This window comes from Ideonella sp. P3_A4 (assembly GCF_056403075.1).
In genome coordinates, this window is record NZ_JBFUGE010000006.1 from 1 (window position 1) to 12,403 (window position 12,403).

The window sequence follows — 12,403 nt, forward strand, 5'->3', positions numbered from 1 at the left end:
CCACCGAGCTGCGCGCCCGCGTCGAGGCCGACACCTCGACCGCGTTTCCGGTCTTCATGTTCATCGCCTTCGCCTGCATGTGGCTGCTGGTCGGCTCGGTGGCGGGCCTGGTGTCGTCGATCAAGCTGCACGAGCCCGACTGGCTGGTCAGCCAGGCCTGGATGAGCTTCGGTCGCCTGCGCACGGTGCACCTGAACGCGGTGCTGTATGGCTGGATCACCAATGCCGCGCTGGGCATGATCCTGTGGGTGCTGCCGCGCCTGCTGGGCAGCCGCCTGGTGGGCGGCATCTGGGCCATGCTCGGCGGTGCGCTGATCAACACCGGCATCGCCGGCGGCATCGGCGCCATCGCGGCTGGCTGGACCGACGGCATGGAGTACCTCGAGATTCCGTGGCAGATCGCCATCTTCATCTTCGTCGGCTTCGCGCTGGTGATCCTGCCGGTGCTCTACACGCTGGTCAACCGCAAGGTCGAGCACCTGTATGTCAGCGTCTGGTACATGGTGGCGGCGCTGCTGTGGATCGCGCTGCTGTTCCTGGTCGGCAAGCTGCCGGGCGTGCACACCGGCGTCCAGCAGGCGACGACCAACTGGTGGTACGGCCACAACGTGCTCGGCCTGTGGTTTACGCCGGTGAGTGTGGGCGCGATCTACTACTTCCTGCCCAAGATCATTGGCCGGCCGATCAGCTCGTACAACCTGTCGATCCTGGGCTTCTGGACGCTGGCCTTCTTCTACGGCCAGGTCGGTGGTCACCACCTGATCGGCGGCCCGGTGCCGGGCTGGCTGACCACGCTGTCGATCGTGCAGAGCGTGATGATGGTGATCCCGGTGATTGCCTTCAGCATCAACATGGGCGGCACGCTGCGCGGCCGCATGCACCTGGCGCGCTTCTCGCCGACGCTGCGCTTCATGATGTTCGGCGGGCTGATGTACCTGGCCTCTTCGCTGCAGGGTTCGTTCGAAGCACTGCGCAGCGTCAACCAGGTGGTGCACTTCACGCACCACACGGTGGGCCATGCGCACCTGGGCGCCTACGGCTTCGTCACGATGGTGCTGTTCGGCGCGATCTACTTCATGATGCCGCGCGTGCTGAACTGGGAGTGGCCGTACCCGAAGCTGATCACGCTGCAGTTCTGGCTGGCGGCGATCGGCATCTTGATCTACTTCACCGGGTTGTCGATCGGCGGCTACCTGCAGGGCGTGGCGATGCTCGACGCGAACCGGCCGTTCATGGATTCGGTGGTGCTAACCCAGCCCTACCTGATCTCGCGCACGGTGGGCGGCTCGCTGATGGTGCTGAGCCACCTGATCTTCGTCTACCACTTCCTGGCGATGTCCCTGCGCTTCGGCCCCACGCGCACCAGCGCGGCGCTGTTCTGGCAGCAGGGCCAACAGGAGCCGGCACATGGAAAATGAAGTCAAGCTGGCGGGTGGTGCGATGGTGGCGCTGGGCGTGGCCACCGCCGCGCTGGTCGTGATGCCGTACATCGAGGTGCGCGACATCCGGCCGCCGAAGGAGCTGAAGCCGTACACCAGCGCGCAGTGGCGCGGGCGCCAGGTCTACATCGCCAACGGTTGCGTCTACTGCCACACCCAGCAGCCGCGCGACCGCAACTTCGGCCCCGATCTGGCCCGCGGCTGGGGCCGCCCTTCGGTGCCGGCCGACTACGTGTACGACAGTCCGCACCTGCTGGGCAGCATGCGCACCGGCCCCGACCTGTTCAACATCGGCGTGCGCCAGCCGAGCCAGGACTGGCACCTGGGCCACCTGTACCAGCCGCGGGCCTATGTGCCGGGCTCGATCATGCCGGCCTACCCCTTCCTGTTCTACGTCAAGGCCGCGGCCGAGCCCGGCGAGCAGGTGCTGACGCTGCCACCCGGCTACGGCCCGGCTGGCCGGGAGAAGCGGGTGGTGGTGCCCACACCCGAGGCGCTGGACCTCGTCAAGTACCTGCAGGGGCTGGACCACACCTACCCGGTGCTTCCGCCTGAACCCAAGCCCGAGCCCGCATCGACCCCAACGCCAGCACCCAAGCCCTGAGCCGTCTCGACGGCCCACACAGCACCATGCCGAACGACCCGAAGCCTCGCAGCCGTGCGCAGCAACGCGAAGAATCCGAGCCGTCCGAGCGCGGGCGGCCGATTCCGCTGATCGTCGCAGTCACCACGCTGGCGGTGGTGGGGGCCGGTGTGGCCTACATCCTGTTGTCCGAATCCTTCGGTCCGGCCGAGCTGGGCGATCGGCGCACGCTGGCCGATCTGCGCCCGGTGGCCGCACGCCCCGGCCAGGCGGCCGACGGCCAACAGGTCTTCAGTGCCAACTGCGTGGCCTGCCACCAGGCCACCGGCAAGGGCCTGCCCGGTGTGTTCCCGCCGCTGGACGGTTCGGAGTGGGTCAACGGCGACGAGCGGGTGCTGGCCAACATCGTGCTGTACGGCATCACCGGTGAGATCAGCGTCGGCGGCCAGACCTACAAGGGCGCGATGCCCGCCTTTCCCCAACTCAGCGACGCCGACCTGGCGGCGGTGCTGAGCCATGTGCGTGGCGCGTGGTCCAACAAGTCGGCACCGCTGAAGGCGGCGCTGGTCGAGAAGGAGCGCAAGGCGGCCGCACGCTCGACGCCGTTCGCGGGTGGCGAGGAGCTGAAGGCGCTGACTGCGAAGGCCCCTTGAGATGCTGCGCACGGCGTCGCTCAGCCTGACGCTGGCCCTGCTGGGTTGGGCGAGCGCGTCCTGGCTCACCGAAGATTTCCAGGTCTGGACCGCCGAGGGTGCGCGCCGGCTCAGCGTGATCGAGCGCCCGGTGCCCGCGCCCGCTGCCATGTTGGCGGGGCCGGGCATGACGGAGCGCAGCCTGCCCGACTGGTTGGGCGACACAGGCGAGGTGACGATCGTCACCTTCTTCTACACACGCTGCTTCACGGTCTGCACAGCCGTGGGCAGCGGATTGCAGCAGCTTCAGCAAGCCATCGCCGCCACACCTGCCAGCGGTGTGAGGCTGCTGTCGATCAGCTTCGACCCGGTCCATGACGACACGGCACACCTTCAGCAGTACGCCTTGCAATGGCGCGCCGACCCGGGGCACTGGCGTGTCGTGACCGTGCCCGATGCCGCTGAGCTGCAAGGTTTGCTGGATGCTTTCCAGGTCGTCGTGATCCCCGACGGGCAGGGCGGGTACGAACACAACGCCGCGCTGCTGATCGTGGACGAACGTGGCCGCCTGGTTCGCATCTTCGATGACGCCGAGCGTGACACTGCCTTGGCTTACGCGCGCTCCATCGTGCGGCGAGGAGCAGCGGGATGACTCGCGGGCGCCTCGCAGGTGCTGTGCACGATGCCTGGCAGCCGCTCGCTGGGGTGATCCTGTTGATGGTCATGGTCTTGCCACCGATCAGGCGGGCAACCGAAGCCAGCATGACCGCGCACATGCTGGTGCAGTACACGGCGCTGTTGCTGGCCGGCGGCCTGCTGGTCCAGGGGCTATCAGCGCGCCGGCAACAAGCCCTGCAACGCTGGAACGAGTTGGGCATCGCCGGCCTGGTGGGCAGTGCCGTCTCGCTGGCGGTGTTGATGGTGCCGCGCGTGCTGGACCTGGCCCTGGTCGACTTACGCGTCGAGAGCCTGAAGCTGGTCACGCTTGTGCTGACCGGTGCCGCACTCAGGCTGTCCTGGCAACGCGCCGGCACGGTCGTTCAGGTCTTCTTCCTGGGCAACCTGCTGCCGATGATGGCCGTGGTCGGCACCCTCTACCAGGACGCCGTGACCCGCGTCTGCAATGCCTACCGGCTGGACGACCAGCAAGACCTCGGGCTGGCGCTGGTTTGGATCGCTGCCGGGGTGCTGGCGCTTTGGCTGTGGCGCTTGGGACTGCAGCGTCGCGTTGCCGACCCGCCGGAGCTGGCGATCTCGGCTTCGACCGGTCAGAAGAGAAAGTAGCGCTGCGCCATTGGCAATACCTTGGCCGGCTCGCAGGTCAGCAGCACCCCGTCGGCCCTGACTTCGTAGGTCTGCGGGTCGATCTGCATCTGCGGCAGGTACGCGTTGTGGACCATGTCGCGCTTGGTGACGCTGCGGTTGCCCTTCACCGTGGCCAGGCGCTTGTGCAGGCCATAGCTCTCGGCCACGCCGCCGGCCAGTGCGGCCTGGCTGACGAAGGTGAGAGAGCCGCGCGCCAGCGCACCACCGAAAGCGCCAAACATGGGCCGCATGTGCACCGGCTGCGGTGTTGGGATCGACGCGTTCGGGTCGCCCATCGCGGCCAGCGCGATGAAGCCGCCTTTGAGCACCAGGCTGGGCTTGATGCCGAAGAAGCCAGGGCGCCAGAAGACCAGGTCCGCCCACTTACCGACCTCGATCGAGCCGACCTCGTGCGCGATGCCGTTGGCCAGCGCCGGGTTGATCGTGTACTTGGCGATGTAGCGCTTGGCACGGGTGTTGTCGTTGCGCTCCGAGTCTCCGGGCAACGGCCCGCGCTGCGCCTTCATCTTGTGCGCCGTCTGCCAGGTGCGGATGATCACTTCGCCGACGCGGCCCATGGCCTGGCTGTCGGACGACATCATGCTGATCGCGCCCAGGTCGTGCAGCACGTCCTCCGCCGCGATCGTCTCGCGCCGGATGCGGCTTTCGGCGAAGGCCAGATCCTCGGCGATGCTGGCGTCCAGGTGGTGGCACACCATCAGCATGTCCAGGTGCTCGTCGACCGTGTTGACGGTGTAGGGCATCGTCGGGTTGGTCGACGAGGGCAGGAAGTTCGCTTCGCCCACCACCTTCAGGATGTCCGGCGCGTGGCCGCCACCGGCGCCCTCGGTGTGAAAGGCGCACAGCGTGCGGCCCTTGGTCGCCGCGACCGTGTCTTCGACGAAACCCGACTCGTTCAGCGTGTCCGAGTGGATCGAGACCTGGGTGTCGGTCTCTTCGGCCACGCTCAAACAGCAGTCGATTGCCGAGGGCGTGGTGCCCCAGTCCTCGTGCAGCTTCAGCCCGATCGCGCCGGCGTCGATCTGCTGGTGCAGCGCATCCGGCCGGCTCGCATTGCCCTTGCCGAGAAAGCCCAGGTTCATCGGGAAGGCGTCGGCCGCCAGCAGCATGCGCTGGATGTTTTCCGGCCCCGGCGTGCAGGTGGTGGCGAAGGTGCCGGTGGCCGGGCCGGTACCGCCGCCGAGCATCGTTGTCACGCCACTGGCCAAGGCTTCGTCGATCTGTTGCGGGCAGATGAAGTGGATGTGGCTGTCGATGCCTCCGGCGGTGACGATCATCCCTTCGCCGGCGATGATCTCGGTGCCCGGGCCGATGACGATGTCGACGCCCGGCTGCACGTCCGGATTGCCGGCCTTTCCGATGGCCGCGATGCGCGAGCCCTTGAGGCCGATGTCGGCCTTGACGATGCCCCAGTGGTCGAGGATGAGCGCGTTGGTGATGACGCAGTCCATCGCCTCGTGCGGGCCGGGACCGTTGGGCACCTGGCTCTGGCCCATGCCGTCGCGGATGGTCTTGCCGCCGCCGAATTTCACTTCTTCACCGTAGCCACCTGCGCGCAAGGTGAAGTCTTGCTCGACCTCGATCACCAGACCCGTGTCGGCCAGCCGCAGCCGGTCGCCTACCGTGGGGCCGTACATCTCGGCATAGGCGCGTCGCCCGATGGTCGCCATCACAAGGTCCCTTGCACGAGGCCGCGGAAGCCAAAGACCACTCGGCCGCCGGCAAAGTCGACCAGCTCGACGGTGCGCTGCTGGCCGGGTTCGAAGCGCACGGCGGTGCCCGAGGCGATGTTCAGCCGCATACCGTGGGCGGCGGTGCGGTCGAAGCGCAGGCCGGCGTTGGTCTCGGCGAAGTGGTAGTGCGAGCCGACCTGGATCGGCCGGTCGCTGGCGTTTTCGACCACCAGCGTGGTGCATCGGCGGCCAGGGTTCAGCACCAGCTCGCCCGGGTCGGTCAGCAGTTCACCGGGGTTCATCGGATGCGCCTCGTCATGCCACGGGTTGGTGCACGGTCACCAACTTGGTGCCGTCGGGGAAGGTCGCCTCGACCTGGATCTCCGGGATCAGCTCGGCCACGCCGTCCATCACGTCGTGCCGAGTCAGCACGGTCTTGCCTTCGCTCATCAGCTGGGCCACGGTCTTGCCGTCGCGGGCGCCTTCCATGATCGCGGCGCTGATCAGCGCCACCGCCTCGGGGTGGTTGAGCTTCAGGCCGCGGGCGCGCCGGCGTTCGGCCAGCAGGGCGGCGGTGAAGATCAGCAGCTTGTCTTTTTCGCGTGGGGTCAGGTCCATCCGTTTGTCTCCGGCGCCGCGGTGCGGGACCGGTGGGCGTGACCCTGTCACCTGCAAGGCCGATGCCAGCACCAAGATGGAACCGATGGTCACCAGCCTGTGTCCACTCAGCCCGGATAATTCAGCCTGTGATGCACGCAAAAACCCTCTTGCCCTCTCTCCGTTGGGCCCTGGCGGCGGCCGCGCTGGCGCTGGCCGCCGGTTGCAATTCCACCGCGCCCAAGGTCAAGGTCTACCAGGACGAAGGTTTTGAATCGAGCGAGACCTTCTCACGCCTGTTCGACGCATCGGTCGACCTGACCTGCGAGGCCGCGCGCCGCGCGCTGCTGAGCCAGGGCTACGTGGTCTCGATGCTGAAGCCTGACGCGATCAACGGCACCAAGAGTTTCCAGCCGGAAGGCGACGTGCATGTGCAGATCGAGTTCCACGTCGTCTGCGCGGCCGACGGCAACGGCGGCAAGCTGGCCACGGCTTATGTCAGCGCGTTGCAGGACCGCTACGCCCTGAAGAAGAGCCCGAACTCGGCCAGCGTGGGGGTATCGGCGATCGGCTCGGTATCGATTCCGTTCATGTCCAGCGACGACTCATTGGTCAAGGTGGCCAGCGAGACGATCCCCGCCGGCCCGTTCTACGACCGCTTCTTCACGCTGATGCACCGCTACCTGCGAGAGCAGGCGACGTCGACCGAGTAGTTCAGCCTGGCTCAGCCGAACACCGGCCGGAAGAAGCTGCGCTCGTAACTGACGATGCAGCGCGTCTCTTCGGCGTAGCGAAAGGCGGCCTGGCAGTCCGCGTCTTCGAACGACGCATGGCGGTAGCGCTCGTACTCGGCCAGGCTCGGGAAGGTGAACAGGGCCAACGCAATGTTGTTGGCCCCTTCCGATGGCATGAAGTAGCCGTGGTGCTGGCCGCCGAAGCGGGCGACCAGCGGAATCCAGAGCCGGCCGTAGTGCTCGAATTCCTTCAGCTTGAACGGGTCGATGACGTAGCGCAGGTAGATCGTGACCATGAGGTTGACGTGGTGGTGAAGGGGTGGAGTCACGCGGGGCGCACGCTGCGTGACACGAGGTTGAGAAGATCCCAGCCGAGCCGGTGGGCGATGACAGCGACAACGATCAGCACCATGCCCAGCCATTGCCCGGTGCTCGGCACTGCGTGATACCACGCCAGGTCGACCAGCAGCGCGACAGCGGGGTAGGTGAACGACAGCGCCGCAATCGTCTGTGACGACAGACGCTGGAAGGCGGCATACATCAGCGTGTACATGAAGGCTGTGTGCACGGCACCCAGCACGGCGACTGCGGCAAGGCCACGCGCGCTGAGCGGTGCGTCCAGCGGCAGTGCCAGCGGCGCCAGCATCAGCACGCCCACACCCATCTGCACCGCGGCGATCTGGGCAGAGGGCAGGTGCTTCAGGCGCTGGGTGGCCAGCGTCACGATCGCATAGAGCACCGCTGCGGTACATGCCAGCGCGACGCCTTGCCAAGCCGGTGAGGCTGAGGCGCCGCCCCATTCGAGGCCGCTGCTGAGCACGACGCCCACCATCGCCAGCACCAGCCAAGGCAGACGGCCAGCGGCGATGCGCTCGCCCTGGAACAGCGCGGCCAGCGCGACCAGCATGAAGGGTTGCGTGTGGTAGACGACGGTGGCGACCGAGATACTGGTGTAGCGGTAGGCCGAGAACAGGCACAGCCAGTTCACCACCAGCGCGGCGCCACCCAGCACCAGCCAGCCCAGGTCTCGCCGGCTCATCGGCTGCCAGCCGCGCGTCCAGGCCAGCCAGCCCAGCAGGCCGGCGCCGCCGATCAGGCAGCGAAAGAACACCACCACCGCGGGTGGCTGGCCGCTTTCGACCACCAGCAGGCCGATGGTGCCGGACAAGGCCATCGCGACCAGCATGCGCCAGGTGCCGGAACGGGAGTCGGTGTTCATCGTGGTGGGGCTCAGGAAATGGAGGTGCCACGATGACACGAGGCCTTTCGGCTCACAATCCAGCAACCAAGCACCAGATTGATTCCCAAGGTTCAACAAATGGCCGCTGAATTGCTGTCCGAGATGCTGGTCTTTGCCAAGGTCGTCGACCTGCGCGGCTTCGCACCGGCCGCTCGCCAACTGGGGCTGACCACCTCGGCGGTCAGCCGCGCGGTGGCCCGGCTCGAAAGCCACCTGGGCGTCAAGCTGCTGAACCGCACGACCCGCTCGGTTTCGCTGACCGAACTCGGCGCCGAGGTCTACCCCGGTTGCGCCCGCATCGCGCAGACGGCGCGTGAGGTGTCGGCGCTGGCCGGGCGCTACGCGATGGCGCCGCAGGGCAGGGTGCGGGTCAGTGCGCCAACCGTGTTCGGCGAGGTCTGGCTGGCGCCGCAGTTGCCGGCTTTCCTGGCCCGCTGGCCCGAGGTCGAAGTCGAGCTGACGCTGATCGACCGCATGGTCGACCTGGTCGACGAAGGCTACGACCTAGCGATCCGCATTGCCACGCCGGGATCGTTGTCGCCGGGGCTGGTGGCGCGCTCGCTGTTCGAGATGTCGTACCGCCTCGTCGTGTCACCGGCCTACCTGGCGAAGCACGGCGAGCCGCAAACGCCTGAAGAGCTGGCGTCGCACCGCTGCATCTACCTCGGCTACGGCCCGTTCCAGGACCGGCTGGAGTTCGAACGCGACGGGCACGAGCCGGTGTCGGTGCGGGTGCGTGGCCCGCTGACGATCAACAACAGCAAGGGCATCCTGTCGACCGTCGAAGCGGGGCTGGGCATCGGCATCGTGCCGGACTTCACCTCCGCCGAGGCGCTGGACGGTGAACGGCTGCGCAGCCTGTTGCCCGACTGGCGACTGGTGGGCGGCTACGGCGTTCGCACCGTCCACGCCGTCTACTCGCCGTCTCGCTTCCTGCCGCAAAAGGTGCGGGTGCTGATCGACCACTTGGCCGCGGCGGGGGGCGGCGTGCTGAAGGAGTGATCAGCTCAGCGCCGGCGTCGCCATGGTCACGGCGTGTGGCTTCGTGGCCCACGAGGTTTCCAAAGCCTGGCGCACCTGCGCCGCAATGTCGTCCTGGATCACCAGGATGTCGGACGCCTGCCGGTCGTAGGCCTCTGACCAGACCAGGAAGTTGTCGCTCGCGCGGACCAGCCGCGCCGTGACCCGCAGCGTCTTGCCCGACTTGCGCACACTGCCTTCGAGCACGTAGGCGACGTTCAGCGTGTGGGCGATGTCGGCAATCGTCGGCTGCTTGTCCTTGTAAAAGAAGGTCGAGGTGCGCGCCGGCACGCGGACGCCGGGAATCCTGGCCAGCATGTCGATCAGCTGCTCGGTCATGCCATCGGCAAACGGCTCCTCGTCCATCTGGTGGGTCAGGTCGAGAAACGGCATCACGGCGATGGCCTTGTCCGCCGCCGCGGCAGCCAGCGCTGGCCGGCCCGGCAATGAGCCGCCCAGCATGCCGAAGAACACGATCGCCACTACGCTCAGCACGGCAGCTCCGGCGCCCAAGGCGAGCCACGCGCGTGGCTTCCGCCAGCTGATAGCGCGCGGACCTGGCGTGGCCGCAGCGGCCACCGGCGATGGCGGGTCCACCACGGTGTGAGCGTCGCCGGTCGGTTCTGCCGGCCAGGGTGTGTTGGCATCGACGCCAGGGTCGATCTGGCTGACACCGGCCACCAGCCGGTACCCACGTCGCGGCACCGTGGCGATGTAGGTGGGCTGTTTGGTGCTGTCACCGAGCGCGCGCCGCAAGGTCGTGACGGCCTGGTACACCGAGTCCTGGCTGACGACGACATCCGCCCACACGCAGTTCAGCAATTCATCGATGCTGACGACCTGGCCGGCGCGCTCGGCCAGGCAGACAAGCAGGCGCATCGCGCGGTCATCGAGCTGGGCCGCTTCGGTACCGCGCGTCATCCGTCCCGCTGAAGGGTCCACACGCCAGTCACCGATTCGGTAGGCGTGTTGCGCGAAAGTGTCCATGCCAACTCTGAGTAAGGTGCCGGGCGGCATCTTACGCATGTGGGCCCAATGGACTCTCTGACGGCGCTGCCGGGGTAACGCGCGCGTGCCTCGCCACCGGCGCGCCATCCCCGACACTTTTCGCGCTCGATGCGGGCTAGTGCTTCACGCCCACCGCCGCCTTGTCGTCGAGTGCGTTCGGGTCAGCGCCCACAGCGCCTTCAACCTGGATCTGCACGGCGAGCTCGTCACCCACCAGGTCGTCATAGGCGTCGAGGCCGAATTGGGATCGCTTCAGCGTCGTCGTGGCAGAAATGCCCACCGAGGGGAATTCGGAGACCTCGTTCTTGCCGATCTTGTTGACCCGCAGCTGCAACACCACCGGCTTCGTGATGCCGGCCAGTGTCAGGTCGCCATGCATCGTGCCGTGCGTGCTGTCGGTGCGTTCGAGCCGGGTGCTGCGAAAGGCAATCGCCGGGGACTTGAACAACTTCCCCCAACTCTCATCGCCGCGGATCTGGTTGTTCCATATCGCGTCGCCCATGTCGAGCGAAACAATGGGCATGGTGACCGTCACCGACGATTTCGACCAGTCGTCGCTGTCGAAGACAAACGTGCCGGGCGCAAGCCGCAACGTGCCGAACAATTGAATGAATCCCTGGTGCTCGATATTGAACGAGACGCGGGAGATCTTGCTGACGATCGTATAAGTCACGGGGCTGCATGGGGCTGCCGCGGCCGCGAGACTGATAGCGGCGGCGACAGCGGCATGGCGAAAACAGAACATCGGGATTCCTTGGTTGAACTCAGTGACTCGGGTAGGAGCGGCGCGGCCGCCGATGGCCGCGCACATCGCGTTTCTTTCTTACCCAGCCAGCGCTCGCGAATCCTGAAAAGACGTCTGAAACTCGCTGAATTGATCTGAGCAAGCGATCGGTGCGAAGTTTTCCCCGGCTGGCCTGTTGATTCGCCGCCAAGAAACCATCCCGACCTGACGGAGACAAGTGCATGACCCTGAGAATCGCGCGACCCGTTGCGGCCCGCCAGAACCAGCGCCGCATGGTTCTGGTCGCCGCCTGTTGGCCCGCCCTGGTGTTTGCCGCAACCGCGCTGTTGCCCGGCAGCGCACGCGCCCAGGCCAACGACAAGCCGCTGAAGATCATCCTGCCGGTGGGGCCGGGGTCCGGTGTTGACACCATTGCCCGCGCCGCGCAGCCGGCGCTGATCAAGGCGCTGGGCGGCCAGCCCGTCATCATCGAAAACCTGCCTGGCGCGGGCGGCATGACCGGCGCCTCGGCGTTGGCCAAGTCGGCACCGGACGGGCTGACGATCGGCATGGTCTCGAACAACCATGTCATCAACCCCAGCGTCTACAAGAAGATGCCGTACGACACGGTAGAAGACTTCACCGAGATCAGCGTGCTGGGCACCACGCCGCTGGTGCTGGTGGTCAACCCGGACAAGGTGCCGGCGAAGAACGCGAAAGAGCTGGTCGCCTTCCTGAAGGCCAAGCCCGATGCCTACAACTACGCGTCGTCCGGCAACGGTACCATCCTGCACCTGGCGGCCGCAGTCTTTGTCGATGAAGCCGCTGTGCCGCTCAAGCACATCCCCTACAAGGGCGTTGGCCCGATGCTGGCGGACTTGATGGGCGGCCAGGTCGAGTTGGGCGTGCTGGCGCTGCCGTCGATCCAGGGCCAGCTGAAGAGCGGCACCTTGCGCGCCATCGGTGTGATGAGTGCCAAGCGGACCCCGGCCGCACCAGACCTGCCGACCTTTGCCGAGCAGGGCATGCCCGGCGTCGAGGTCGAGGCCTGGTTCGCTGTCCTGGGCCCGGCCAAGCTGCCGGCAGCCGAGGTCAAGCGCATCCACGATGCCTTCGTCGCGGCCTTCAACACGGCCGAGGTGAAGGAGGCGATGGCCAAGCAGGGCAACGACATCCACCCCAGCACGCCGGAAGCGGCGGCGGCCTTCTTCCGCAGCGAGGTGGCCAAGTACGCCAAGCTGGTCAAGAAGGCAGGTGTCCAGCTCGATTGACAGCGGCGGCTGGTGGCGCCACGCTTGGCATGCCGGGAATTCGACCGTACACTGACGGTTTCGCCGCCACCCCACTCCAACTGCCCCCCAACGCCATGACCACGCCCGTTTTTCAAGGTGTCGTCGGTGACCATTTGGCGCGCAGTGTGCGAGGGG

General features: G+C 66.9%; 15 protein-coding genes. 8 read left to right on the forward strand and 7 right to left on the reverse strand.

Going from position 1 to position 12,403, the window contains the following annotated elements; all coding sequences use genetic code 11:
• The 5 genes from AC1DYI_RS01745 to AC1DYI_RS01765 form a co-directional block, all read left to right on the forward strand.
• Positions 1-1,418 (forward strand): cbb3-type cytochrome c oxidase subunit I (locus AC1DYI_RS01745; protein ID WP_477202358.1); only part of this gene is annotated, 1,418 nt, incomplete at its 5' end.
• Positions 1,408-2,043 carry a cbb3-type cytochrome c oxidase subunit II gene (locus AC1DYI_RS01750; RefSeq protein ID WP_477202359.1) on the forward strand — a complete coding sequence of 212 codons (636 nt, stop codon included), beginning with the start codon at positions 1,408-1,410 and terminating at the stop codon, positions 2,041-2,043. The genes AC1DYI_RS01745 and AC1DYI_RS01750, both read left to right, overlap by 11 nt.
• Before the next feature lie 26 nt (positions 2,044-2,069).
• Positions 2,070-2,675, forward strand: a complete 606-nt coding sequence (locus AC1DYI_RS01755; RefSeq protein ID WP_477202360.1) for a c-type cytochrome — start codon at positions 2,070-2,072, stop codon at positions 2,673-2,675.
• 1 nt (position 2,676) lies between these two features.
• Positions 2,677-3,306 carry an SCO family protein gene (locus tag AC1DYI_RS01760; protein WP_477202361.1) on the forward strand — a complete coding sequence of 210 codons (630 nt, stop codon included), beginning with the start codon at positions 2,677-2,679 and terminating at the stop codon, positions 3,304-3,306.
• Between the two features lie 110 nt (positions 3,307-3,416).
• Positions 3,417-3,938, forward strand: coding sequence for a hypothetical protein (locus AC1DYI_RS01765; RefSeq protein ID WP_477202362.1), 522 nt, complete (start codon positions 3,417-3,419; stop codon positions 3,936-3,938).
• On the opposite strand, the gene ureC is transcribed toward AC1DYI_RS01765, so the two are convergent.
• The 3 genes from ureC to AC1DYI_RS01780 are packed head-to-tail and all read right to left on the reverse strand — an operon-like array spanning position 3,923 to position 6,271.
• Positions 3,923-5,650, reverse strand: a complete 1,728-nt coding sequence (ureC, locus tag AC1DYI_RS01770) for an urease subunit alpha (RefSeq protein WP_477202363.1) — start codon at positions 5,648-5,650, stop codon at positions 3,923-3,925. The genes AC1DYI_RS01765 and ureC overlap by 16 nt on opposite strands.
• Positions 5,650-5,955: an urease subunit beta gene (locus tag AC1DYI_RS01775; protein WP_477202364.1), complete on the reverse strand. Its 306-nt coding sequence runs from the start codon at positions 5,953-5,955 to the stop codon at positions 5,650-5,652. The genes ureC and AC1DYI_RS01775 overlap by 1 nt, the downstream gene beginning before the upstream one ends.
• Before the next feature lie 13 nt (positions 5,956-5,968).
• On the reverse strand, positions 5,969-6,271 hold the full coding sequence (locus AC1DYI_RS01780; RefSeq protein ID WP_374561777.1) for an urease subunit gamma: 303 nt from the start codon (positions 6,269-6,271) through the stop codon (positions 5,969-5,971).
• Positions 6,272-6,420: 149 nt separating this feature from the next.
• On the opposite strand from AC1DYI_RS01780, the gene AC1DYI_RS01785 reads away from it, so the two are divergent.
• Complete coding sequence (locus tag AC1DYI_RS01785) at positions 6,421-6,963, forward strand: DUF2242 domain-containing protein (protein WP_477202365.1); 543 nt, start codon at positions 6,421-6,423, stop codon at positions 6,961-6,963.
• A gap of 11 nt (positions 6,964-6,974) precedes the next feature.
• On the opposite strand, the gene AC1DYI_RS01790 is transcribed toward AC1DYI_RS01785, so the two are convergent.
• Both AC1DYI_RS01790 and AC1DYI_RS01795 read right to left on the reverse strand, forming a co-directional pair.
• The gene (locus AC1DYI_RS01790; RefSeq protein ID WP_477202366.1) at positions 6,975-7,280 is read right to left on the reverse strand and encodes an NIPSNAP family protein; all 306 of its coding nucleotides are present in this window, start codon (positions 7,278-7,280) and stop codon (positions 6,975-6,977) included.
• Between the two features lie 29 nt (positions 7,281-7,309).
• Positions 7,310-8,203 (reverse strand): DMT family transporter, encoded by an 894-nt coding sequence (locus AC1DYI_RS01795; protein WP_477202367.1) that lies wholly within the window; start codon positions 8,201-8,203, stop codon positions 7,310-7,312.
• A 99-nt stretch (positions 8,204-8,302) separates the two neighbouring features.
• On the opposite strand from AC1DYI_RS01795, the gene AC1DYI_RS01800 reads away from it, so the two are divergent.
• Entirely contained in the window at positions 8,303-9,226 is a 924-nt protein-coding gene (locus AC1DYI_RS01800) for a LysR family transcriptional regulator (protein WP_477202368.1), read from the forward strand.
• Here AC1DYI_RS01800 and AC1DYI_RS01805 read toward each other — a convergent pair whose 3' ends face one another.
• Both AC1DYI_RS01805 and AC1DYI_RS01810 read right to left on the reverse strand, forming a co-directional pair.
• On the reverse strand, positions 9,227-10,231 hold the full coding sequence (locus AC1DYI_RS01805) for a winged helix-turn-helix domain-containing protein (RefSeq protein WP_477202369.1): 1,005 nt from the start codon (positions 10,229-10,231) through the stop codon (positions 9,227-9,229).
• 136 nt (positions 10,232-10,367) lie between these two features.
• Entirely contained in the window at positions 10,368-10,997 is a 630-nt protein-coding gene (locus AC1DYI_RS01810) for a YceI family protein (RefSeq protein ID WP_477202370.1), read from the reverse strand.
• A gap of 221 nt (positions 10,998-11,218) precedes the next feature.
• On the opposite strand from AC1DYI_RS01810, the gene AC1DYI_RS01815 reads away from it, so the two are divergent.
• A complete protein-coding gene (locus AC1DYI_RS01815) occupies positions 11,219-12,247 on the forward strand; it encodes a Bug family tripartite tricarboxylate transporter substrate binding protein (protein ID WP_477202371.1) in 1,029 nt (342 codons plus the stop codon).
• Positions 12,248-12,403: the final 156 nt, after the last annotated feature.

Coding starts and splice junctions, on each gene's coding strand:
- AC1DYI_RS01805 (WP_477202369.1), bottom strand. CDS start 10,231: ATGGACACTTTCGCGCAACACGCCTACCGAATCGGTGACTGGCGTGTG.
- AC1DYI_RS01760 (WP_477202361.1), top strand. CDS start 2,677: ATGCTGCGCACGGCGTCGCTCAGCCTGACGCTGGCCCTGCTGGGTTGG.
- AC1DYI_RS01780 (WP_374561777.1), bottom strand. CDS start 6,271: ATGGACCTGACCCCACGCGAAAAAGACAAGCTGCTGATCTTCACCGCC.
- AC1DYI_RS01800 (WP_477202368.1), top strand. CDS start 8,303: ATGGCCGCTGAATTGCTGTCCGAGATGCTGGTCTTTGCCAAGGTCGTC.
- AC1DYI_RS01750 (WP_477202359.1), top strand. CDS start 1,408: ATGGAAAATGAAGTCAAGCTGGCGGGTGGTGCGATGGTGGCGCTGGGC.
- AC1DYI_RS01765 (WP_477202362.1), top strand. CDS start 3,417: ATGACCGCGCACATGCTGGTGCAGTACACGGCGCTGTTGCTGGCCGGC.
- AC1DYI_RS01795 (WP_477202367.1), bottom strand. CDS start 8,203: ATGAACACCGACTCCCGTTCCGGCACCTGGCGCATGCTGGTCGCGATG.
- AC1DYI_RS01755 (WP_477202360.1), top strand. CDS start 2,070: ATGCCGAACGACCCGAAGCCTCGCAGCCGTGCGCAGCAACGCGAAGAA.
- AC1DYI_RS01775 (WP_477202364.1), bottom strand. CDS start 5,955: ATGAACCCCGGTGAACTGCTGACCGACCCGGGCGAGCTGGTGCTGAAC.
- AC1DYI_RS01815 (WP_477202371.1), top strand. CDS start 11,219: ATGACCCTGAGAATCGCGCGACCCGTTGCGGCCCGCCAGAACCAGCGC.
- ureC (WP_477202363.1), bottom strand. CDS start 5,650: ATGGCGACCATCGGGCGACGCGCCTATGCCGAGATGTACGGCCCCACG.
- AC1DYI_RS01790 (WP_477202366.1), bottom strand. CDS start 7,280: ATGGTCACGATCTACCTGCGCTACGTCATCGACCCGTTCAAGCTGAAG.
- AC1DYI_RS01810 (WP_477202370.1), bottom strand. CDS start 10,997: ATGTTCTGTTTTCGCCATGCCGCTGTCGCCGCCGCTATCAGTCTCGCG.